Origin of the sequence: Ferrithrix thermotolerans DSM 19514 (genome assembly GCF_900128965.1) — a bacterium.
In the GTDB taxonomy this organism is placed as follows: domain Bacteria; phylum Actinomycetota; class Acidimicrobiia; order Acidimicrobiales; family Acidimicrobiaceae; genus Ferrithrix; species Ferrithrix thermotolerans.
Map to the genome: position 1 here is coordinate 13833 of NZ_FQUL01000001.1, position 21215 is coordinate 35047.

Sequence of the window (21215 nt, forward strand, 5' to 3'; positions counted from 1 at the left end):
CCTAGCTAACATCGTTGGGGAGCTTGCCCGGGATCTCTCTTTATCTGGTGACTTTGTGCTTAGGGATTACTCCCAAAAGCTATACGCCGACGGATTTATCGGCATTTAGAACTTCGTCTCCACTGTATCAGTCTTGTCCTTTTGGAACTTACTACCAAGATCAAGGCAACTCCTACGACTGGAAAGGAGAGGGCACCATATTAAATGCCTACAACGACGAATCTGTCGGAGTGTATGAACTCTTCACCTTTAGTGAAACTATTGGCATCACCAAGACCATAAATAACTCATCCGCCTACAGCGTTGGTTACTCGAACATCATCAACGATACCATCTCCAGTTCAACGGGGCACTCTGTAGCGGAGTCGATGTCTTCGAGCGCCAGCGTGCAGATCTCAGTGTACGCACCGCCTTATGGGACAGCCTTTGCGCAAAACGGATTTGATACTATAAACTCCCACGGGTATGTGTACAACGAGACTTCGTCGTGTCAAACTACCGATATCTACAACGTGTCATCGACGGTCTCACCGTACGGGAAGGGTCCCGGGGGATGGCACAACTGATGGGTCGGCGCAACGCGTACCTACTTAGCGCAGCACTTCTATTAGCGAGTTGTACTTCGACCAAGGCTGAAACGTCTAATACTCAGGTAGGATCGCTACACATTACATCCACCGTAGGGAATCCTCAGTTGCCCGGTCACTCTTGCTCGCCCACGGGGCCTAATGGACAAACCGTAGTGCTTGCGCACTTAGGAGATGGTAAGTGTGATCGATACTCAAACCAGATACCTATAACCCCAGGAGACATGCCGGGGACTCAGCCCTTTCAGCTCCCGCCATTCAGCCCCCTACCCTTTTCGATTGGAGGAATTAAGAACTTAACCCCAGTGGTAATGTCGAAGGCGTCAACTTACACTTTGAAATTCGTTGCAGTTAGCAACTCCTCTGACGCTGGACTGTTCTGCGTCTCTAGAGACCCTATTCATCTCATCATAACAGGACCTGGCCTTGGCTCAAAAGGGTTAGACTTTTCCAACTATCCCTGTCGCTACAGCCAGCTATTTGGGAATATATTCCCGACGATCTCGGGGGCGAGCTATGCCATGGTGCTTCACGGCAAAACGCCGCTTCAGTGGCTCCTGGTAGCCGCCGAGGCGCGTCCAGCTCCAAAAGAGAAGCCGACTACTGCTTCAGCACAGCAGAGCTGATAGGTCATCTCTCCGAGTCGTATAATAGGTCTAGTAGCCCGGTTTGAAAGGCCACCTCAGCCACATGAACCAAAGGTTGTTTATCGATCAATTTCGAATCCTGAGTCTCGGAATCAGCCAATGCATAGGTTAGAAGCAATTAAACTAACGTCGAGAAGGTACCTCAGCTCGGGCGATCCCTACCTTCTCGAGCAGCTTTGAGAGTTTGTAGTAGCGCACCAGGTAGCCCTCACGGACCGCACTTATGCCAAAGGCAATCCCGACGTAGGTCTTTCCCACCCCCTTGGTCTCTCCTCGCCTCCCAAACGTTGGTGGGCTGTCAGAGCTATTGAGATGACGGTCTTACTTTAGCTAACCACCTCCAAAGCGATGAACGGCTGATCTATCCACCAGTGGAATTTGCACAACTATCGGGACACAACCCGATTGAGATTCCGAACTCCTCTGAGACGCTCTCGTCGAAACCGTGAATTGATGATTAGCCCAACTAAAGCGCCATTGATGACAAAACTCTAACTTCTATAGTTACCCGATGCCGATGGGCTCCTATTTCAGGAATCGTCCAAATGAAACAAATAGTTCCAACTGGACCAAGACGACCGCCGCTGACGTAAAAGGTAGCAAGGCGACACCCTTTCTCACAGCTAACAAGGTTGAGCAGACCAAGAACTCAACACTAACAAGATCACCTCGTTGGCGGCGTAAGAGTGTTTCCCTGCTCTAACTCTGAGATCTGATCCAAGCGTCTTTGATGCCGTCCTCCTTCGAAGGACGCTCCAAGAAACGCATCCACGATAGAGAGAGCAAGTTCAACCCCGAGTAGACGTGCCCCAAGTGCAAGAACGTTGGCGTTGTTGTGTTGTCGAGCAAGACGGGCGCTCAGTTCATTGAAACATAGTGCTGCTCTTACACCTTTTACCTTGTTCGCTACGATTTGCTCGCCCTGACCAGATCCACCAAAGACGATTCCGAGGTCACTCGAACCATCCACAACCGCCTGGGCTGCCGGCGCACAGTAAAGCGGGTAGTCAGTGGATTCATCGGAGAAAGTACCAAAGTCCAGGACCTGATACCCCTTCTTCTCTAGATGCTCTTTGACGATATTTTTGAGTGGGAAACCCGCATGGTCGGAGCCAAGCGATACTCTAAGTTGACTCTGTTGTCCTTCTGCGCTCACAGGTAGTTTCCCCCTCCCACATTACCGTCATGGCGACTTTGAGGAAGTCCCCTCGACCTCATGTCCTCAAGTTGACCACGTGCAGCCATCTGCTGTGCAAACAGTGTCGCTTGAATTCCGTGGAAAAGACCTTCAAGCCACCCGACTAGCTGAGCCTGGGCAACTCTTAGTTCGGCCTCCGATGGGACATCATCTGGACCAAAGGGCAAAGAGAAGGTGTTTAGTTCCTGGACGAGATCGTCCGACATCACCTCGGAGAGTTGCGAGATCGAGGTATCGTAGATCTCTTTGAGCCTTACCCGGGAGGCTTCGTCTAGATTTGACGCCTTTACCTCATCCAGCAGAGTCTTGATCATAGACCCTATGCGCAAAACCTTAGACGGTGAGGTTACTGTATCCCTCTCTGCCTGCTCCTCGGCCGCATCCGGTACGACAACCTCAGGAGACCCAGCTCCTTGTTCACTCATTCAAGGTCCTCTCTTGGTCACGTTGCTCAAAGTACGCGTGACTATCCTAGCGTGAAACATCGAGCCGAGACCTCCTATTTACACACTACGTGGGAGACTAAAACTGAAAGGATACCGGTTACTATAATTTTCTTCCCATTTGGATGACCCTACATAGACATCAGAGCGCAAGACACCTAGGCAGCCTCGGCAGCGACCTCCAGAAACCGGGCTCCCGTTATGACCTCGTATAAAAGCACTGCAGCATCTAGACTCGTCTGTCGTGGAATCACATAACTGCGGTCAAGACAAAGAAGTACATGACTGATCTATTCAGCCACTACGACAATGGCCCAACCACCTCACTTCCCCAGCGGGCACGCCCAAGCAAGCTCGAAGACTACGTCGGACTAGATCGTCTCTTAGACGAGAACCCTTCGCTGAGAGGCTTATTTCACGACGGACGCCCCTTTCAAATCGTGCTATATGGACCACCAGGCGTCGGTAAGACGACGCTGGCACGTCTATTGTCCCAGAGTCGAGACTTTATCGAGCTTTCCGCCGCAACTGCGACCATCAAGGAACTCCGAGACAAACTTGAGGTAGCAAAGAAGAGAACCACAAACAGCACACTCCCAGCTTTGTGTTTTATCGACGAGATACATAGATTCACCAAGGTTCAACAAGACGTACTTCTAGAGCCTCTTGAGGAAGGGATCGTAAGTTTCATCTTCGCAACTACCGAAAATCCGTTCGTTACCTTGACGCCTGCGCTCCTTTCACGGGTTCGATGCATAGAGCTTCCGCCCATCTCACCCGATGACCTAAGGGAGATTCTAAAAAGAGCAGCTGAAGTAGAACAGATTATCGTCTCCGATACCTACATAGACGAGATCATCGCTATCTCAGACGGCGACGCCAGAGCCGCTCTTAAGGTGTTGGAGGAGGCGATCGAAAAAGAACGAGCGCTATCGCTCCACTCGGCACAAGCAAGGATAACGATCGATACTAACTCTTTGAATCTCAAATCACTCAAACTACGACGTGCAAGAACCGAGTCATCGCACTACGAACTCGCTTCAGCGTTGATAAAAAGTATTCGCGCCTCCAAACGATCTGACGCACTTTACTATCTTGCCCGTCTCATAGTGGAAGACGAAGACCCTCGCTTTATAGCGAGACGGTTAGCGATCTTTGCGAGCGAGGATATTGGGCCAATCAACAATCAGGCTCTTGCCGTCGCCAACTCCACCTTTTCTCTTTTAGAGAAGGTAGGGATGCCTGAAGGCAAGTTCCTCCTGGCGCATTGTGTAATCTATCTCTGTGACTCCCCTAAGTCAACCTCAGTAAAAGACCTAATCAACGAAGCGATATCCATAGCTCAACGTAGCCGAAACCACAGAGTCCCAAAAGATCTAAGGGGATCTATCACCGATATTGAAAGGAGGTATCAAGATGGGGAGTAATGAGAGACGGTATCATAAGGCTTATTCGTTAAGGCTACACGGAGCTTAGAAGCGGTACTTCAATCTCCTCTGCGGTTAGTGCGCCGTGTCTACAGACAAGTTCGAATGGACCGGTGTCACAAGGATCATAAAACGCCACCGGCTTTGTGGCTATGAGTGCCACGTCGCCAAGACGAAGAGCTACCTCGGGCTGCATAGATGGTCCGAGCAACTTCGCCTCAAGCATCTCTTCTCTAGTTAGTACTCTGCAAAGATCACCGTAGTATCTCTCACAAAGGCTCGCCACCTCGTCCGTCTTTCCCACCTTTAGGTGTAACCACCTGAAGCGACCCTCGCCACTTTGATACAGAACCTTCGAGAGTATCTCGGAGTGAAGATGAATCGGAGGGTCCAGAACCTCGACTTGACCGTGATCAGCAGTTATCAGCAACGCCGTGTTCTTTCCTATCACCTTCATCAGCTGGCCGACGAGGTAGTCGATGAACTCCAGTTCGCGCTCGTAGTGATCACCAAGCCCATACTCATGCGCCGTAGTATCAAGTCCTTCGTAATAGAGGTATATGAACCGTTCATTTTCTTTTCGAAGGTCCGCAACTGTCGATACTATTTGAGACAGCGTCCTCCAATACCTGGTGCGAACGTTTCTCAGGTGAGCCTTGGTAAATCCGGTATTGTCGTATAACGCCTTAGTCACAACCATCGGTCGGAGACCGAAAAAGGGTTCGTGTGGTTGAAGAGTCTTGGGTTCTGGAACCTTTACAGAACAGTCACGATCGGTTGCCCACTTCAAAGTATTCATGATAGCGGCCGATCCAATACGCATCCGATAGCCAACAAGTCCATGCCTTGAAGGTGCGAGACCAGTCGTGAGAGAGGTTAGAGCGCACGCCGTCGTCGTCGGAGCCACGGAGTGAACCATCTCTAGCTTCATCTGTGCTATGTGCTCTAGCTGTCCAACCCTGTCTATCAACTGTCTGTAGCCCAAGCCGTCTAGGACCAAAAGGACTACCGAGTCGATTCCATCTAACGTTTCAGGAAGTATCGAGCCTGCTTGACTCTCACCGATACCCTCTCTTTTCAGCAGGTCATCCACCTTGCCGGCGAAGGATGGATCAAGACTACTTGCTAATGAGCGATATATCGATGGGACAAGGTTTGTAATACATCTGCCCTGGTAGTCAGGGACAACAAACTCATCTGACAATATATGTCCTCTTCACCGAAATCTCCAACGCCTAAGCCTTCCCCTGTACCTCTCCAAACACATAGGCTACTAAGCACTGATGAGATAAGCAACCAAACGCGTCACGAATAAGAACTATTAGATAACTACGATGGAGATGTGAGAGTATCGACCCGTGGTGACTACGCATCTAGAGCACTGCTCTCTCTTGCGCTTCACGCACAAGAGCCTGGACCCACCTCGGTCTCTGATCTTGCCAAAAGGACGGGGCTTCCACAGCCTTATCTAGAACAGATATTGCTAGCCCTGAAAGGTGCTGGTCTGGTCAGATCGAAAAGAGGTGTTGGAGGGGGCTACGTCCTTGCTCGAGATCCCAAGGACATCACGATCGCCCAGATCGTAAGCGCCGTAGACGGACCAATAGTTGCGGGCGACTTCGGCGAACCGCACGAGGACGGCGCCTGCGACCACGAAGGGCAATGTGTTTTACTGGCTCTTTGGTCAGAGGTCGGAGCGCACATGCGGGCTCATCTAAGCACCTATACCCTGGCTGACATGGTCTCTAGGGCCAAAGGTACACAGTCGTACCAGGAAAGCTTGATGCTAAAGGAACACGATGGGGGTGTGTACTTTATATGAACGAACCACCGAACTACCCTGAACACTGGGAGACCGACATAGTCGCTAACGATGGAGGAACCCTTTTCCTCCGCCCCATCAAACCGTCAGACGCAGAGGATATACGCAAGCTTCACGGACGCCTATCAGAAGAGTCTGTCTACTTCCGCTTTTTCACCCCTTTGCCTACCCTCTCCGACTCTATGTTACATAGGTTCGTGAACGTAGACTACGTGGATCGAATGGCACTGGTAGCGATCCTGGGTGACCTAATAGTAGCGGTGGCTCGATACGACAGACTCCCTGGATCGTCCGAGGCAGAGGTTGCATTCTTGGTTGACGACGCTCATCAAGGCAGAGGACTAGCCACCATAATGCTTGAATATCTGGTCGCGGTCGCCAAAGAGTCTGGCATCACCCGCTTTGTAGCCGATACGCTACCTGAAAACACGAAGATGTTAAAGGTCTTCCACGACGCTGGATTTAAAGATCACCGTCACTTTCAAGACGGCGTCGTTCGTGTGAGCTTTGAAATATCACCGACACAGGAGTCTATTGAGGCCATGCAACAAAGAGAGCGAGTTAGTGTCTCCCGCTCAGTAGCAAAGCTCTTATCCCCTAAGTCCGTAGCCGTCGTAGGAGCCTCAAGGATGCCTGGAAGCGTTGGGAATATCGTATTTCGCAACGTTTTAGACTCGAACTTCCAAGGGACGGTGTATCCAGTCAACCCCAAAGCAACATCTGTAAATGGTGTCAAGGCGTATCCAACTCTAAGGGAGATTCCAGACCCAATAGACTTAGCCGTACTCGTTGTCGCCGCTGAACACATAGAGGCTGCCATATACGACGCCGCCGAAAAGCACGTCGGGGCGCTGGTAATAATCTCAGCGGGATTCTCCGAGCTCAACGAAGAAGGTGCAAGACTTGAACAACGTCTGGTAAAGCTAGCCAGAAAGAACGGAATGAGGATAGTCGGTCCAGCGTCTATGGGCGTAGCCTCTATGGATGAGTCGGTGAGCCTAAACGTCACTTTATCTCCGATACCCCCCATACCTGGCACGGCAGCCCTTCACTCTCAGTCAGGAGCCCTTTCCCTTGCGATCTTGGAAGAGGCTCGGCGACGAGGTCTTGGGATATCGTCGTTTGTATCCTCTGGAAACAAAGCGGACATCTCGGGAAACGATCTTCTTCACTTCTGGGAAGACGACCCTTCAACTGGAGTAATTCTTTTATATATTGAAGATTTTGGTAACCCCAGAACCTTTGCCCGAGTCGCAAAGAGAGTAAGTCACAAAAAGCCAATCCTTGCAGTTAAGTCCAAGAGAAACTCTTCGTCCTCGCGCTTTATCCCCTCTCGTTCCACAAAGCCTTGGACGCCTCAACTACCCAACGACTTAGCCGTGGACGCTCTATTTGAGAGAACAGGTGTGATAAGGGTGGACACCCTGGAACAGCTTTTTGAGCACGCCGTTGCCCTTGCAAACCAGCCTCTCCCCAAAGGAAGAAACGTCGCTATCATATCAAACACCGGCGGCCCCGCCCCTCTCTGTGCGGATACCTGCCTCGCCGTCGGACTTGAGGTACCAAATCTGTCAGAAGCACTGAGCCAGACCCTTCGTAGACGGCTTCCCAAAGACTGTCACATCTCTAACCCCATCGAGCTCTCTGCTTCTACTCTGCCTAGCGACTTTGGGATGGTACTAGATCAAGTACTGAAAGACCCAGGGATAGACGCAGCGATAGTTCTTTATGTGCCGACGGTGGTAAGGACTCCTGATTCACCTTCCACGCTTGCGAGACCATTGGTCGAAGGACGCTTGCGGGGGGCACCGGAGATCGCCCAGGACTTTGCCGCTGCTGTGGCGACGGAGATTGCTCTCGCTGCCCGACAGGACTGGACACCTGAACCCAAGCCTGTCCTTGCAAACTTCCTGGCGCTCCCTGGAGTTCCAACAGCCCTTAGAGGGGCGAAGCGACCCATACCGTCTTACGCATTCCCAGAAGCTGCGGCGATGGCACTTGGCAAGATGGCCGACTACTTCACGTGGACTCAAAGACCGCAGGGAGAGCCTTTTATGGTGTATGAACCACAGTTCAAAGACGCCAGGGAGTTGGTTCTCAAGGTTCTCGGATCAAAGGAAAGGACTGAAGACATCGTCTTTATGGATCTGCCAGCCGATACTGTCGTCGATATTTTGTCAAAGTTTCACATCACGGCAGTAAGCGCAAGTAAGGTGCGGATCTTAGACCCTGACCTACTGCGAATACAGATTGAGATATTTCACGACCTACAGTTTGGAGTCTTCATCGACCTGCACCCCGAAAGTGATCTCATTGAGCTATCCGACCAAAGATCTCTAAGATACATGCCCCAGACATCTTACGAAGTTCACGACGTAGTGACCTCAATGCCCAGTTACCAGGCGCTTTTGCAAAGGAGGGGCTACCTGCAGGAGGACTTCACCGCAGTCGAAGAGACGGTCAAATGGCTCTCGGTCATGATGGAAAACATCTTTGAGATATCCCATCTCACCCTTACCGCCGAGATAAGACGCGGGGGTGCATATAGCGTTTTGTCAGGCCCAGTGACCCTAGCTACCTGGTCACCTGAGGCCTACTTCGTGACCCGGGCCTTGCGTAGACCCTAACTCAAAGTCATATCCAAAGAACTTTTGCGGTACCCAACCAGTCTGCAAGGGACCTCCGCGTTCTCATCGATACTGTACACCGCACATACTCTGTGATAACCGTCAGCGATCACTAGAGGGATACCCGACGATAATTCACCACGGATTAGCAAGATCGGTGAGAGCGGTTGGGATGACTTTATCTTCTCTAAGTCTGAGGCGACGTGTCGGTTCGATGTCGGGAGTTCTGGAAGGGTTGATGCACGAAGGATATCCTTGGCGTGTTTGTAGATAGTCTCAGCACCTGCCATCGCCTCTACAACTGCGTCTATCTCGGTGTCCTCCATCAACAGAGCCAGGTAGTCTCTAGCGGCTGGAAAGTCATGTTCGTCTGGAGCGTGCTTCCACTTTGGTTCCAAGTGCTTCCTTTGGCCTTCCTTTTTCTTACTCATCGACGTCGCCTCTTAGTCTCCTTGTAGTTTTGCAAAGGCCTCACCTAGGTTCATCCTCCTGTTTCGACAGTCTAACAAAGACCGGTTCGAGCGTTCCTTGAGCAGCACGCGCCGCCACTGGATCTCCCCCGGGTCCCCTCAATATATAAGCCGCACCGACCGCCAACAACGCGCCAAGAAGTGGGCCAGCGATGTATACACCAATATCTGTGTAGTTGCCAGCTACTATCGCTGGACCTAAAGAGCGAAAGGGGTTCATAGACGCCCCGGTGACGGGAGATTCCCACAACCCTGCAAGGACGATGTAACCACCCACAGCAAAGGCTGATAAGGCACCAACGTTTTGTGCACCCGACGCTGTACCCAAAATGGTTGAGACAAGACCAAACGTCAAGATGCACTCTAAAGAGATACCTTGAACAACTCCGGTCTTAGCTGCCAGCTCCGTCATCCCAAAGCTTCCTACCTTGCCAAGTATCGCCCACAACGTCGCCGGCGCAAGTACTGCCCCAACGATCTGAGCTACTAGATAACCTGGGACACGCCTCCACGGAAACTCCCTCCTTAGGGCAAATGCCAAGGTTACCACAGGGTTCAGATGCGCCCCAGAGACAGTCCCCATAAACAGAATCATCGCCGCCACCATCAACCCGGGCGCCGTCACTGCCGCTGCCCTTCCAACGCTTCCTTTTATATAACCATCGACCATGACCGGCCCCACCGCAGCGACGAGGAGGAGATAGGTCCCTATCAGTTCAGAAAATAGTCTCCTCCACTCTCTCTTCAAGTCCCGAAACTCTGCCAACCAAGAGGGTTCGGTCACTATCATCGGCGTTCCACCGGCAGTGACTACTTTGGCAACGCCTGAAACAGGATCCTCTGACATTCACTTTCCTACCTTCCGATCCCCACCTTCCCTTCAACCATAGCGCTAAGTGCTGTTACCGCCTTTCCTAAGGTACACGTTGGAGCTCAGTCGTATCATCTCAGCAAAGAAGAAAACGTTCCTCTCAAAGCAAGCGGATCGCCTAAAGCACACTCAAAGGAGTGACCTTTGCGGTCATCTCTCTAACAGATACCTTCAGTAGCGAGTTGTTTGGAAGTTCTTCCCAGTCGTTAGAGCCACTCCATCCGCTCGAAGCAACAACAACGGCCTCTGAGGTGGCTAGATACCGTAAAGTGTAGTACTCTTGGTCCTCATCTGGTGGAATGTACTCTGATCGGAACGCACAGATAACATAAAGAGCCTCTTGACTTAGAATCATCGCATTCAGGCTCGAGTACTCCAAGTTGGACATGATCTTTCCGAGCGTATGTCCGATCGCTCTTTCGGGATCCTCGGCGAGTCCCGATGAACACAGCGCCAAAAAGTACGCCTCTGAGTCGGTGTCACCCTCGCGGAAGCTTTGGCAAGAGGGGTTGACCATGGGGTAAATCCCAGGAGAGTAGATGGAGCCATTGTGAATAAAGGCCATATCCTGGGCCAAGAATGGATGGGTGTTGCTTGCAGTCACCTTCAGATCCAACGTAGCCCAACGATAGTGAAGCAGCGCTGCACTCGCTTTCGTCATCTTTACCGCCTCTTTGTAAAGCGGATCTTCTTCGGCGCAGGTGGGAGCCTTGACAACCTTAATTTCTTCATCCTTCAGATATGCTAGCCCCCACCCATCACGGTGTTTTGCACCCGATAGTTGTTCAAACGACGCGTAGTACTCCCCCAACAGGTCCGGCACAGTGGTTGGAGGATCAGCCACATACCCTAGCAACCTACACATCTACAGCACCACATCTACAGCACTCCTTTGAACGACTCAGCCGAAACCATATCCCCAGTGAAGACTAACCACTACCATTTAATGTAAGAAGGATTCCACCATAGGACAGCCGTATTAGAAAACCTACAGCAACTATAGTCAAGCGCCCTCGAGTCTCCGCATAGAGGTAGATGGTTTGAGCTTTCTATGAGCACATCGATGCTGTTTCGATCTGACGCGAAAACCTGCAACCACTACTGCCAACTGGCCAGCTTGTTTTGGGAGTTTTCCTATAGCTCCGCTGCGTTTATAGCTGCATATTTGACATAAAGGTACTCTTCTATGCCCTCAAAGCCACCTTCACGTCCAAAACCCGACTGTTTGACACCACCAAATGGTCCTGCTGCGTTTGAGACAAGACCTTGGTTCACTCCAACCATTCCAGTCTCGAGTCTCTCAACCACCCTCAGGGCTCTGTTGAGGTTCTCAGTAAAGAGGTAGGCTACCAGTCCGTAGGGCGTGGAGTTAGCCATATCCACCACCTCCTGCTCTTCATCAAAGACATACAGCGCAGCAACCGGACCAAAGATCTCTTCGTTAGCGATAGCGAAAGAGGGGTCAACCCCCAACACGATCGTAGGTTCAAAGAAGTACCCCGGGCCGAAACTACCGCCCCCAGCGACGATTTTGGCACCGCGCTCTCGAGCATCCGCAACTAAACGGGATACCTTGTCGACGGCTGCCTGTTCGACCAACGGACCTACATCGACCCCTTCTTCAGTTCCCCTGCCTACCTTTAGGGATTCAAATCTAGACTTGAGAGCCTCAGAGAACTCTTCAGCAACTCCTCGTTGAACAAAGATGCGATTGGCGGAGGTACAGGCCTCCCCGGTGTTTCGGAGCTTCGCAAGCGCCGCACCCTGCACCGCTTTTTCGATATCTGCATCGTCGAAGACTATGAGCGGGGCATTTCCACCGAGCTCCATTGACAGCCTCAGTAGGTTGTTTGAGGCTTGAGCCATCAGCAAGCGCCCAACCTCGGTGGATCCCGTGAAAGAAAGCTTCCTCAAACGCCTGTCGCTGAGGAGAGGTTTGGTAACAGCGGCTGGATCTGAAGTATGTATGAGATTTACTACACCATCGGGCAGTCCGACCTCTATAAGGATCTCAAAAAACGCTGCCATGGTCAAGGGTGTAAGCTCTGCGGGCTTTACTATGGCTGTACATCCAGCGGCCAGGGCTGGTCCCAACTTCCTGGTCGCCATCGCAAGGGGGAAGTTCCAAGGAGTGATCAAGTAGCTCGGACCAACGGGCTGTCTCTGCGTCAGGATTTTCATGGACCCTTCGGGTCCCATGTAGTAGTCACCTTTGATTCTCACGGCCTCTTCAGAGAACCAACGCAAAAATTCAGCCGCATAAAGCACTTCACCCCGTGACTCTGCCAGGGGTTTTCCCATCTCCAACGTCATTAGCAGAGCAAGCTCTTCTTGGCGTTGTAATGTAAGTTCGAAGGCTCGCCGCAATAGCTCCGCTCTAACTCGCGGAGCCGTGCGCCCCCATGATCTCTGAGCGTCGGCTGCAGCCTCCAGAGCAGCCAGTGCATCATCGGGCGTGGCGTCAGCGACTTCAGCGATAACCTCTTTGGTGGAAGGATCTTCTACGCGAAATCTCTTCGAGTCGCTTGACTTTCTCCACTTTCCACCTATGTAGAGATCCTTAGCCACAGCGTCTACAACCTCTCTCTCCGATGGTAACACCAAAGCCCCTCTCTATCGCTAAATAATCCTTACACCTGCACTCTAACGCTGATGTGCCACCAATCGCAAAGCTATCAGAGACGAAATACCTACTTGCGCAAGGAGTATTTTCCAAAGAACACCCACATCTCTTGGAGGTTTATAACATCGAAGTAGACATTGCAAAGCGTACGTCTCTGCAAGTTCTAAAGGGGCCAATGACCCAACACCGACCCTGTGAAGGCCACAACTACGAGAAGATGTCTTTACCCCTGAAGTTAAACCAGGCAGCGCTAAGCGCAGCTAATAGCCAAACCACCTGTTCCAAGAGGTCGAGTTTGACGTTGTGAAGCACCTGAGGAGACCTAAATAGATCGACAAAGGACCCCCAGTAAGTCGATGGAAGTATTGGGCGAATATGTACAAGTTGTGGAATCTGCCCCAGGATCTCAGATACCACAGCAACAGCCACCGCCACAGCCGATGCAGCCGCAGAGGAGTCAGTTAGAGTTGACACGAATACCCCAACGCCGACGATCGAAAACATCGAGACTGCCACCAACAAAGCTGCCTCAAGGGTAAGTCCTACTCCACCAAGATTTGTCACCGTAGTTCCTGAGAGCGTAACGATTGGACCTATGGGAAACAGTACCGCACCGGTAACTCCCCCGACCACAGCAATTAGGAGGACCGCAACCACCGTGTAAAGGAGAGCGGAGAGCACCTTGACCAACAAGAGCCGACCGCGCCCCGCAGGTGCAACCAGAAGGTACCTAAGAGCCCCTGAGGACGCATCACCAGAGAACGAGTCACCGGCGATGAGTGAAACCGCCAGTGGAATTAGAAATGTCTCCATAGTTGTAAGCGCCACTAGAGACAGGAACACTGGATTTTGAGTCAGCTGACTGAAAAACGGTGGACCCCCACCGTTACCCCCGCTGTGACCAAGCGTCTTTACCACCACACCGAGAAGAACCGGAACCAGCGCAATAAGCCCGAGCACCACTAAGTTTCTGGGGCGACGGAAGGTTCGTTTCAGTTCATCAACTAACATCGAAGCCCTCACCTACGTATCTCACAAAGATATCTTCGAGGGTGCGTCCGCTGAATCGCAGACCCGAGACAGTAACACCCTCGGTCACCAGTCGATAGTTTAGTTTTCCAGCAAAGTCGTCGTCTTGACCGACGGCTAACCTTATTGTCGAGCTATCGGGACCCACAAACACTGAAAGGTCTGGGTACCAAGCCCCGATCAGATCCCTAGCTCGCTCAGGACTGTCCACGACAACCTCTAGGTACCCTACTTGGTCCTCCTTCAGAGTCTCCATTGGACCAGATTTGATAATCCTTCCTTGGGACATAAGGGCGACATCTGTACATATTTGATCGACCTCTGACAGCAGGTGCGAGGACAAAAAGATAGTGGAGCCTTCCTTTGCGAGGTTGACAACTATCTCTCGGACCTCTCGCATACCAGCTGGATCGAGTCCATTGGTCGGTTCGTCAAGGATATATAGCTCGCGCGGAAGAGCCACGGCCCACGCCAAGGAGAGCCTCTGTTTCATTCCCAGAGAGTATCTCTTAGCGCTTAGGTTTGCTACCTTTGCAAGTCCTACCCTTTCCAGGGCAGACATCGCCAATCTGTCCGCCTCAGCACCGGTAACATGAGCCGCAGCAAGCAGTCTTTTCACGTTTTGCAGGCCACTTAGATAGGGTACAAAACCCGGACCTTCGATCATGGCACCCACCTTAGGGAGAACCTCTCTAAGACCACGAGGAACTTCTCTAGATAGAACTCTTGCCGAACCAGAGTCTGGAAAAATAAGACCTAACAACATACGAATGGTCGTCGTCTTACCCGCACCATTTGGACCCAAAAAGCCAAAGATCGACCCCTTTGGCACTGAGAGTGATATGGCATCAACAGCAACTTTTTGCTTGAAGCGCTTTGATAGAGAATCAATCTCAATTACGTAGTCGTCTGCCATAGCTTTACTTGATCATCTCCCTCACCTTTTACCTTTACGAAGGTCCTCTACAACCAGACCCCACCAGAACAACCGCAATAAGAGGGAGTCGGCATACTAGCCAGTCTTACCCCTGATATCCCATCGTCGCATCTATAGCTAGCTGGTTCAGAGTTACAGCACCCGCCACTATCTGACCATTAGGAAGAACCATCACATTGAACAGCGGAGTCGACAGCACCTTGCCTTCTCCGAAAGGCGTTTGGTAAGAGGTGAAAACCTGTGTAAAGAGGGCACGGTACTTAGATCCTGCCTCCGCTTGGAGGCTCTGGAAGGCACCCGGGGCGCTGACAACAACGGAGGTTAGTCCACTTCCAAATAACTTTGGCCTTTCTGCACCCTTTGAAGACAAAAATCTCTCGGTCATCTGAGATCCCAGCTGCTTCTTACTCAAAGTAGCAGGTGACTCGGTCGCAGTACTATTTCGTTCAGGGAAGGTTAGAACCTTTGTGGTGACCTTAGCTCCCTCAGGAGGAGTAAAGCTGAACACTGAAGCGGAGGGGGTTGAAAATGATATTGTGGAGAACTCAGACGAGAGCACCGGAACTGAGCTGCTCGTTGATATGACATCTACGCCCACTACTCGCCAGTTATTTGCATCGACATAGATGTTGATCGTCCGAACCAAAGAAGAGGAGTCAAGTGGCTGAAGCTGTAAGTCGTACACGGGCTGACCGCCCACGTAGTTGTTTTGACCGATCGATACATTTACATACGGGCTGAGATTAGCGAGCAAATCTTTCGCAATCACAGCAGGATCTAGCTTTGTAGGCGAATAATCTTTGGGAACTGAGTCCTCTGTAGGTTGGGAGCCGCTAGCAATCAGGTGAACCGCACTCATTGTGGAGGAGTCCCACAGCCAAGCGTTTGGACCGTTCACATATAAATCACGTTCTGAAGTGGAGTTGAGCAGCTGGGCCCTCAGCTGATCCTTTACGCCACGCCAGAGGTTCACGGTTGCGGTGCCCTGCGGCAGCGTAACGCCTGGGAGAGCTGAACTTGCAAGGGATGACACAGATCCAAAAAGGTTAGAGGTAACAACAAGAGTACCCGAAAAAGGAGTGGGCTTCGCCGACAACATGTTCTGAACTAGCTGTACCCTAGAGACAACGGGCAGAGTGGGATCCTGAGCGCTAGCAAGAGACGGGGTGACCAACGCAGCCCCTAGACTTGCAACTCCGATACCAGCTGGGACTATCACCCTTAACGACTTACGAGCTTTCATAAACCTAAACCCTCTTTACACTCTCTCACGTGAAGATTTCAACCTTATCTGGCAAAACCCTGCAACGACATAATTCCGTTATATCTTTTACATTCTAATCTAACAGTACGAGATGCCACTAAATTTCCGTCGCCATGATTGGTCTCGGAAATGACTCATAAGCTTCTCAAGTTCTCCTTAGTTACGAGTCGACATAATTGGCAGGAAATTAATCCTCTAGTTGGAAGTTCTAGATCACATATGTGTTATACTAGTGCGTCACGTTTTAGAGGAAGATGGCGAGAAAGTAATGGCATCGAGAAAGAGTTCAGAAGAGAAGAAGATGATAAAAGAAGCTACAGAAACCAAGACAAGGCGCAGGAAGTCGCAGACGGATCTCGAGACCGCTCTCGCTTCGGTAGGACTTGGTGCTGACTCTGTTCGACTGTTTCTTGATGATCTTGCGAAACACCCTCTACCTTCCGCAAGTGAACAGGTAGAACTGGCCAAGCGAGTACGCGAAGGTGACGAAGCCGCCAAGGCTGAAATGGTAGCAGCAAACCTTCGCTTGGTAGTACACTGGGCTCGTCGATATCAGGATCGTGGAGTTGAACTTTCGGATCTGATTCAGGAGGGAACCTTCGGTCTGATCCGCGCAGTAGAGAAGTTCGACTGGAGAAGAGGGTTTAAGTTCTCCACGTACGCAACTTGGTGGGTACGACAGTCGCTTCAAAGAGCTGTTCACAATCACGGTCAGGCGATACGCCTTCCGATGGAAGCTGCTGAGAGATCTCGGCGTGTCGATAATGTAACGCGCGAGTTAGCATCTGACCTCGGAAGAGCTCCCTCTGAAGAAGAAATAGCGGAAGCTTCAAATCTGTCTTATTCGCAGCTGTCTGATGTTCGCCATGCAGCCAGAGTGGTAGCTAGTTTAGACCAGGCAGTCGGTCCCGAGGGTGAGACGTCGCTAGGCGATCTAGTCGTGGGATCGGACACGAACTTTGAAGACACCGTTGATGAAGGTCTGGCCAGGGAGCAACTAAGACGAGCTGTAGAGGAGCTAGATCCACTGGAAAGGGCTGTAGTTACACTCCGGTTTGGATTAAATGGAGATCGACCTGCTTCACTGGAGGCAACCGCAAGAATGCTAGGCATCGGACCGCGTAGAGCTCGTCGTCTAGAAGCCTCCGCTCTCGATCGCCTCGCCGATCACCCAGGACTAAAGGCCCCAGCGGCCTAATCGCCAAATAATCCAGTCAATAAACTCTACTCTTTACCGGACGCTTATGGGTCCACTACCATAAGCGTCCTGCTCATTATCTTTACAGTTTGGCTCGACTGTAAAGACGGTCGCCTAGGATAGCTATGTTAGGGTCATGAACTCTAAAGCCGAGCCACTAACTCCTCTTGCACCCCATTCATCAAGGCTGGTAGGTCTAACAAAGTGGTCGAAGTCCAACTTGAGTTAATGATCTGAGTTCTAAAACAGGTAACCGAGGTCGACCATGAAGTACTTCGGGTCTAGGTAAGTCGAAACAGATCGGCCTCGGGTGACTTCACGAGCAGTACGTATCTCCCATCTCAGAGATGCCATGCGTGCCACCCCACCTAGTTACAGACTCTTATGCATCGATAACCCTACGGGTCAATAACTTTGATCCAGCGAGATGATCGATACAGCATCGGAGACGGAGAATTCGTCGACAGGATCAGCCGTACAGGCGTTTAGGAGGACCATGAGTATTCCCTAAGAAACTCTTTTCACGGTTCAACTTACTTTATCGAATAAAGCTACAATGAGGTGTATTAGAGGAGGTGGAAATGTTACTACTAGCCGCCCTCATTGTTGTCTTATACGTCTTTGCCTTTGTTATGACCCATAAGGGTCATCACGGCATCATTCTCGCAGGTATTTCGCTTGCTGGAGCTCTCCTTCTAACGATTGAGATCGCCACGGCTAGTCCGTCTTCGTTTGGAGTTCTAAAGGTTGTAGCTCCACTGGCGTTCTTGGTTTTTGCTGGTGTCCTTGGGATCAGAACAATAGCTTCGGTCCGAAAGCTCTCTGCGAGAGCGCCATACTCTTCCCCAAACATACAACTCTACGGGGCCCAAGGGATAGCCAAGACAGACCTCGCACCGAACGGAGTCGTAACTCTAAATGGGGAAAGCTGGAGTGCAACGTCACTAGATCGACCGATTAAAAAGGGGGCCACGGTGCATGTAGCCGAGGTCCAGGGTCTTCGTCTGGTCGTCTGGTCAGAGGATCCCGAATGTGTAGAACCGGAGAGTAGGAAATGATTGGTTCAGTAGTTGTAGTGCTAGTAGTAGTGGTAGCCTTAGTCTTCGGCTTGCTTCGGTCGGTCAGGATAGTGCCGGAGTTTCAACGTCTTGTGGTGTTTCGATTAGGACGCATCCAGGGCAACAAAGGTCCCGGTCTAATACTGGTCAATCCCCTAACGGATAAGGTCAACATAGTGGATCTTCGAGAACAGTACCTTGAGATACCACATCAGATCGCCATAACCAAAGATAACGCTCCAATATCGATCGACTTCATCATGTTTTACAAGGTCATAGACCCCACCATGTCGGTCGTGCAGGTAAGGGACTTCTCCGGAGCAGCGCTGAATATCGCTGCTACCACGCTGCGGAGCGTCGTAGGAGACATGTCATTAGATGACGTACTGTCAAAGAGAGAGGAGATGAACGGCTTCCTGCGGGTAAGGCTGGATGAGGTAACTGAACGCTGGGGAGTCAAGGTAACCAACGTAGAGGTTAGGGAGATCAACCCTCCGCCGCAGGTTCAAGAGGCTATGACTCGTCAAATGTCGGCCGAAAGGACCCGAAGAGCCGCAGTTACCGAGGCGGAGGGGCAAAAAAGGGCTGCGATCACCGTCGCTGAGGGTCAACAACAGGCCATGATTTTACAGGCTGAAGGGCAGAAGCAGGCTGCTGTACTTGCGGCTGAAGGAGAACGTCAGGCTGCAGTTCTAAAAGCCCAGGGCCTCTCAGATGCGCTCGCAACGGTTACCGGAGTAGCACGAGAGATCGACTCAAATACGATGCTCTTCCAGTACCTTGATGCGCTGCGACAGCTGGCTGCATCGCCAGCAACCAAGTTCGTACTCCCCATGGAACTTACAAACTTGCTCTCTGGCGTCAGACAGGCAGCTGAAGCGTTAACAGGCACAAGTCCTACAAGGTCAGCGGTCAGCACTAACGGGAAGAGTGCGACTACTCAAAGTCAAGGGTGACCGATAACGTAGAAGTAGAGGACCTTTCCTCAGACTCACTATAGATGCTCGGCCTCCGTAGATAGACTACGACGGAGGCCGAGGGTAATGAGGTAGATCTCTAGCAGGGACCGTGGCTTAGTACAAACTGACCATTTCCACTTATCCACTGAGGCGATATAAATGCAGTAGCACTTGTCACGGTCTCACCCAGGTACATCGTGGTATCGTAGTGTGCAGTCGAGCCCGTAACGTTGGTCAGAGGAATTTGTATAGTATTTGTATAGTCCCAGGTAACTGTTATGTAACTAGGAGCGGTCACCCCCTTTAGTTGGTTTATAATAAAGCCCCACTGCGAAGAGTCGCAGCTATAACCTCCAGGTTCTATAGACGCTTCCTTGACGTTGATCAATGTACCTGAAGATCCCCCACCAAAGATCACTCCAGCACTTGCCACTTGCGGCGTAACCAGCAGTGCAAGAGTTCCAAGTGCTGCGGTAGCTCCCGCAACCTTCGCTGTTGTCAAAATTTTCATTATGCCTCCTATAAAATCTCACTCTTAGTAAGAGTATCATCACTCTTAGTTAGCTTATGACGTAATACTTTAATAGGAAGCGATGTAGGTATTAGATTCAGTGCAATGACTATAGCGACTTTAGACCAGCTCCGGTCAGTACAACAACCGTTGTATCGCTTGGGCCGTCAGAGTCTCTGAGTTGAAGGTATCCCGCATAGCTTGCTGCTGCCGTGGGCTCTACGTCAACTCCAGCACTTAGAAGCTTACTATGAGCATCTCTTATCATCTTTTCCGAGACCACTACAACGTCTCCGTCATTTTTCAACAACAAAGAAGCTATCTGAGAACCACGAGGCGGGGACGGTATAGCTATTCCTTCTGCGATGGTTGATCCAGAGTCTAAATCTCTCTGAGTCAACCGGTCAGAGTGAACAAGTCGATAGATGGGGTCACAACTCGCCGCTTGGACCGCTATCAACTTTGGAGGATTCGATATCACACCTAGCTCCATGAGGTCGGCGACTGCCTCATATGCTCCTAGCACGAGTGTTCCATTGCCCAAGGGTACCACTATATTTTTCGGAACATCATCTCGAAGTTGTTCAATGATCTCATAAAACAAGGTCTTCACTCCATGGGTGAAAAATGGGTTGTAGATGTGACTGGCGTAAAACGTGTCTTTTTCCGTCTCAAGATACTCCATCACAGTCCTGGAGGCGAAATCCCTGTCTCCACCTCTATGCACCTTGGCACCGAAGAGTTCCAACTGTCGCACCTTTTTGTCAGAGGTCGTCTCAGGGACAAATACATGAGCCAACATCTCGGCCCTGCGGGCGTAAGCAGCGACGGATACACCGGCGTTCCCGCTACTATCGATCGCCAAAGAGGTGACTCCCAGTGCCTTTGCGGTCGCGACCAACAAAGCAGCTCCACGGTCTTTGTACGAAAGGGTCGGCTGTAGAAAGTCAAGCTTTAGATACCCGCCAGTTTTATCTCGCACAAGTGGAGTCATGCCCTCCCCCATAGATACGCTCTTTAAGAGATCGACTCCTCCAAAAAGAGGTAGCATCTTGGCGTACCTAACAAGCGACCAGGGAAGTGAGTAGGTATCAAAGGTTTTTTCGTACGGTTTGAGATCAAAGAGTCCACCACACGAACAACTAAATAGATGGCTCGTTATCTCGTAGTCCCTACCACAAGATGTACACCTGTAGCTAAACATCTATGGGCTCCCTATACAAATGTCTAAAGCTCAAAAGCCAATCTCGAGGATCCCCTCTCACCTCTAGAGAGGAGGTAACTTACGTCGTAGTAATCTCAGATGCCTCTAGAACAACTTTCTCCAAAAAATGCGGATATGATCGCTGCCGTAGATATGCTACCCACGGAATGTAGCACCAAGACCTCCCATACCAAAGTCACAATACAAACGCTACAGCGCCTTCCCCATCAAAACTTGAGCATCGACTTGCGCAATCACAGTCGTATTTCCTTACGAGTCAAGTAACTCTATATGTTTTGTTTTCTTCCTCCCACCACGCCTGTATCCATTGGCAACACTC

General features: G+C 51.0%; 21 protein-coding genes. 8 read left to right on the forward strand and 13 right to left on the reverse strand.

The genetic code is table 11. The features are described 5' to 3' along the window. Positions 1-230: 230 nt before the first annotated feature. Together BUA24_RS12040 and BUA24_RS12045 are read left to right on the forward strand one after the other, a co-directional pair. On the forward strand, positions 231-566 hold the full coding sequence (locus tag BUA24_RS12040) for a hypothetical protein (protein ID WP_143146292.1): 336 nt from the start codon (positions 231-233) through the stop codon (positions 564-566). Continuing rightward, positions 554-1213 carry a hypothetical protein gene (locus tag BUA24_RS12045; RefSeq protein ID WP_143146293.1) on the forward strand — a complete coding sequence of 220 codons (660 nt, stop codon included), beginning with the start codon at positions 554-556 and terminating at the stop codon, positions 1211-1213. Before BUA24_RS12040 ends, BUA24_RS12045 begins: the two co-directional genes overlap by 13 nt. A gap of 144 nt (positions 1214-1357) precedes the next feature. On the opposite strand, the gene BUA24_RS00100 is transcribed toward BUA24_RS12045, so the two are convergent. The 3 genes from BUA24_RS00100 to BUA24_RS00110 form a co-directional block, all read right to left on the reverse strand. After that, on the reverse strand, positions 1358-1492 hold the full coding sequence (locus tag BUA24_RS00100; protein ID WP_084660011.1) for an ATP-binding protein: 135 nt from the start codon (positions 1490-1492) through the stop codon (positions 1358-1360). Between the two features lie 406 nt (positions 1493-1898). After that, positions 1899-2390 carry a ribose 5-phosphate isomerase B gene (rpiB, locus tag BUA24_RS00105; protein ID WP_072787537.1) on the reverse strand — a complete coding sequence of 164 codons (492 nt, stop codon included), beginning with the start codon at positions 2388-2390 and terminating at the stop codon, positions 1899-1901. Continuing rightward, entirely contained in the window at positions 2387-2857 is a 471-nt protein-coding gene (locus BUA24_RS00110) for a proteasome activator (protein ID WP_084660012.1), read from the reverse strand. The genes rpiB and BUA24_RS00110 overlap by 4 nt, the downstream gene beginning before the upstream one ends. A 299-nt stretch (positions 2858-3156) precedes the next feature. Between BUA24_RS00110 and BUA24_RS00115 the strand changes: the two genes are divergently transcribed. After that, positions 3157-4302, forward strand: a complete 1146-nt coding sequence (locus BUA24_RS00115; RefSeq protein ID WP_072787539.1) for an AAA family ATPase — start codon at positions 3157-3159, stop codon at positions 4300-4302. Between the two features lie 34 nt (positions 4303-4336). On the opposite strand, the gene BUA24_RS00120 is transcribed toward BUA24_RS00115, so the two are convergent. Next, positions 4337-5506: an alkaline phosphatase family protein gene (locus BUA24_RS00120; RefSeq protein ID WP_178138641.1), complete on the reverse strand. Its 1170-nt coding sequence runs from the start codon at positions 5504-5506 to the stop codon at positions 4337-4339. 138 nt (positions 5507-5644) lie between these two features. Here BUA24_RS00120 and BUA24_RS00125 point away from each other — a divergent pair, with 138 nt between their 5' ends. Together BUA24_RS00125 and BUA24_RS00130 are read left to right on the forward strand one after the other, a co-directional pair. Beyond that, positions 5645-6124 carry an RrF2 family transcriptional regulator gene (locus BUA24_RS00125; protein WP_072787543.1) on the forward strand — a complete coding sequence of 160 codons (480 nt, stop codon included), beginning with the start codon at positions 5645-5647 and terminating at the stop codon, positions 6122-6124. Continuing rightward, positions 6121-8751: a bifunctional acetate--CoA ligase family protein/GNAT family N-acetyltransferase gene (locus BUA24_RS00130; RefSeq protein ID WP_072787545.1), complete on the forward strand. Its 2631-nt coding sequence runs from the start codon at positions 6121-6123 to the stop codon at positions 8749-8751. The genes BUA24_RS00125 and BUA24_RS00130 overlap by 4 nt, the downstream gene beginning before the upstream one ends. On the opposite strand, the gene BUA24_RS00135 is transcribed toward BUA24_RS00130, so the two are convergent. From BUA24_RS00135 to BUA24_RS00165, 7 genes are all read right to left on the reverse strand, one after another. Continuing rightward, positions 8748-9182, reverse strand: a complete 435-nt coding sequence (locus BUA24_RS00135) for a hypothetical protein (protein WP_072787547.1) — start codon at positions 9180-9182, stop codon at positions 8748-8750. The two genes, BUA24_RS00130 and BUA24_RS00135, sit on opposite strands and share 4 nt — an antisense overlap. Before the next feature lie 40 nt (positions 9183-9222). Further along, the gene (locus BUA24_RS00140) at positions 9223-10068 is read right to left on the reverse strand and encodes an MIP/aquaporin family protein (protein ID WP_084660013.1); all 846 of its coding nucleotides are present in this window, start codon (positions 10066-10068) and stop codon (positions 9223-9225) included. 142 nt (positions 10069-10210) lie between these two features. Next, positions 10211-10957, reverse strand: coding sequence for a class II glutamine amidotransferase (locus tag BUA24_RS00145; RefSeq protein ID WP_072787549.1), 747 nt, complete (start codon positions 10955-10957; stop codon positions 10211-10213). Between the two features lie 269 nt (positions 10958-11226). Next, the gene (locus tag BUA24_RS00150; protein WP_218587364.1) at positions 11227-12693 is read right to left on the reverse strand and encodes an NAD-dependent succinate-semialdehyde dehydrogenase; all 1467 of its coding nucleotides are present in this window, start codon (positions 12691-12693) and stop codon (positions 11227-11229) included. A gap of 229 nt (positions 12694-12922) precedes the next feature. Then, complete coding sequence (locus tag BUA24_RS00155; protein ID WP_072787552.1) at positions 12923-13726, reverse strand: ABC transporter permease; 804 nt, start codon at positions 13724-13726, stop codon at positions 12923-12925. Then, positions 13716-14660, reverse strand: coding sequence for an ABC transporter ATP-binding protein (locus BUA24_RS00160; protein ID WP_072787554.1), 945 nt, complete (start codon positions 14658-14660; stop codon positions 13716-13718). The genes BUA24_RS00155 and BUA24_RS00160 overlap by 11 nt, the downstream gene beginning before the upstream one ends. A 106-nt stretch (positions 14661-14766) precedes the next feature. Further along, the gene (locus BUA24_RS00165; protein WP_072787555.1) at positions 14767-15924 is read right to left on the reverse strand and encodes a LolA family protein; all 1158 of its coding nucleotides are present in this window, start codon (positions 15922-15924) and stop codon (positions 14767-14769) included. 289 nt (positions 15925-16213) lie between these two features. On the opposite strand from BUA24_RS00165, the gene BUA24_RS00170 reads away from it, so the two are divergent. From BUA24_RS00170 to BUA24_RS00180, 3 genes are all read left to right on the forward strand, one after another. After that, a complete protein-coding gene (locus BUA24_RS00170) occupies positions 16214-17143 on the forward strand; it encodes a sigma-70 family RNA polymerase sigma factor (protein ID WP_072787763.1) in 930 nt (309 codons plus the stop codon). A gap of 581 nt (positions 17144-17724) precedes the next feature. Further along, positions 17725-18201 (forward strand): NfeD family protein, encoded by a 477-nt coding sequence (locus BUA24_RS00175; protein WP_072787557.1) that lies wholly within the window; start codon positions 17725-17727, stop codon positions 18199-18201. Further along, on the forward strand, positions 18198-19157 hold the full coding sequence (locus BUA24_RS00180; protein WP_072787559.1) for an SPFH domain-containing protein: 960 nt from the start codon (positions 18198-18200) through the stop codon (positions 19155-19157). The genes BUA24_RS00175 and BUA24_RS00180 overlap by 4 nt, the downstream gene beginning before the upstream one ends. A 100-nt stretch (positions 19158-19257) precedes the next feature. Here BUA24_RS00180 and BUA24_RS00185 read toward each other — a convergent pair whose 3' ends face one another. After that, positions 19258-19671, reverse strand: a complete 414-nt coding sequence (locus BUA24_RS00185) for a hypothetical protein (protein ID WP_072787560.1) — start codon at positions 19669-19671, stop codon at positions 19258-19260. Between the two features lie 109 nt (positions 19672-19780). After that, positions 19781-20875, reverse strand: coding sequence for a threonine synthase (locus BUA24_RS00190; protein ID WP_072787562.1), 1095 nt, complete (start codon positions 20873-20875; stop codon positions 19781-19783). Positions 20876-21215 lie beyond the last annotated feature (340 nt).

What these genes read in the sequence shown, in the direction of transcription:
- BUA24_RS12045 (WP_143146293.1), top strand. Translation starts at nt 554, where the DNA reads ATGGCACAACTGATGGGTCGGCGCAACGCGTACCTACTTAGCGCAGCA.
- BUA24_RS00110 (WP_084660012.1), bottom strand. Translation starts at nt 2,857, where the DNA reads ATGAGTGAACAAGGAGCTGGGTCTCCTGAGGTTGTCGTACCGGATGCG.
- BUA24_RS00115 (WP_072787539.1), top strand. Translation starts at nt 3,157, where the DNA reads ATGACTGATCTATTCAGCCACTACGACAATGGCCCAACCACCTCACTT.
- BUA24_RS00130 (WP_072787545.1), top strand. Translation starts at nt 6,121, where the DNA reads ATGAACGAACCACCGAACTACCCTGAACACTGGGAGACCGACATAGTC.
- BUA24_RS00135 (WP_072787547.1), bottom strand. Translation starts at nt 9,182, where the DNA reads ATGAGTAAGAAAAAGGAAGGCCAAAGGAAGCACTTGGAACCAAAGTGG.
- BUA24_RS00140 (WP_084660013.1), bottom strand. Translation starts at nt 10,068, where the DNA reads ATGTCAGAGGATCCTGTTTCAGGCGTTGCCAAAGTAGTCACTGCCGGT.
- BUA24_RS00145 (WP_072787549.1), bottom strand. Translation starts at nt 10,957, where the DNA reads ATGTGTAGGTTGCTAGGGTATGTGGCTGATCCTCCAACCACTGTGCCG.
- BUA24_RS00155 (WP_072787552.1), bottom strand. Translation starts at nt 13,726, where the DNA reads ATGTTAGTTGATGAACTGAAACGAACCTTCCGTCGCCCCAGAAACTTA.
- BUA24_RS00160 (WP_072787554.1), bottom strand. Translation starts at nt 14,660, where the DNA reads ATGGCAGACGACTACGTAATTGAGATTGATTCTCTATCAAAGCGCTTC.
- BUA24_RS00165 (WP_072787555.1), bottom strand. Translation starts at nt 15,924, where the DNA reads ATGAAAGCTCGTAAGTCGTTAAGGGTGATAGTCCCAGCTGGTATCGGA.
- BUA24_RS00170 (WP_072787763.1), top strand. Translation starts at nt 16,214, where the DNA reads ATGGCATCGAGAAAGAGTTCAGAAGAGAAGAAGATGATAAAAGAAGCT.
- BUA24_RS00175 (WP_072787557.1), top strand. Translation starts at nt 17,725, where the DNA reads ATGTTACTACTAGCCGCCCTCATTGTTGTCTTATACGTCTTTGCCTTT.
- BUA24_RS00180 (WP_072787559.1), top strand. Translation starts at nt 18,198, where the DNA reads ATGATTGGTTCAGTAGTTGTAGTGCTAGTAGTAGTGGTAGCCTTAGTC.
- BUA24_RS00185 (WP_072787560.1), bottom strand. Translation starts at nt 19,671, where the DNA reads ATGAAAATTTTGACAACAGCGAAGGTTGCGGGAGCTACCGCAGCACTT.
- BUA24_RS00190 (WP_072787562.1), bottom strand. Translation starts at nt 20,875, where the DNA reads ATGTTTAGCTACAGGTGTACATCTTGTGGTAGGGACTACGAGATAACG.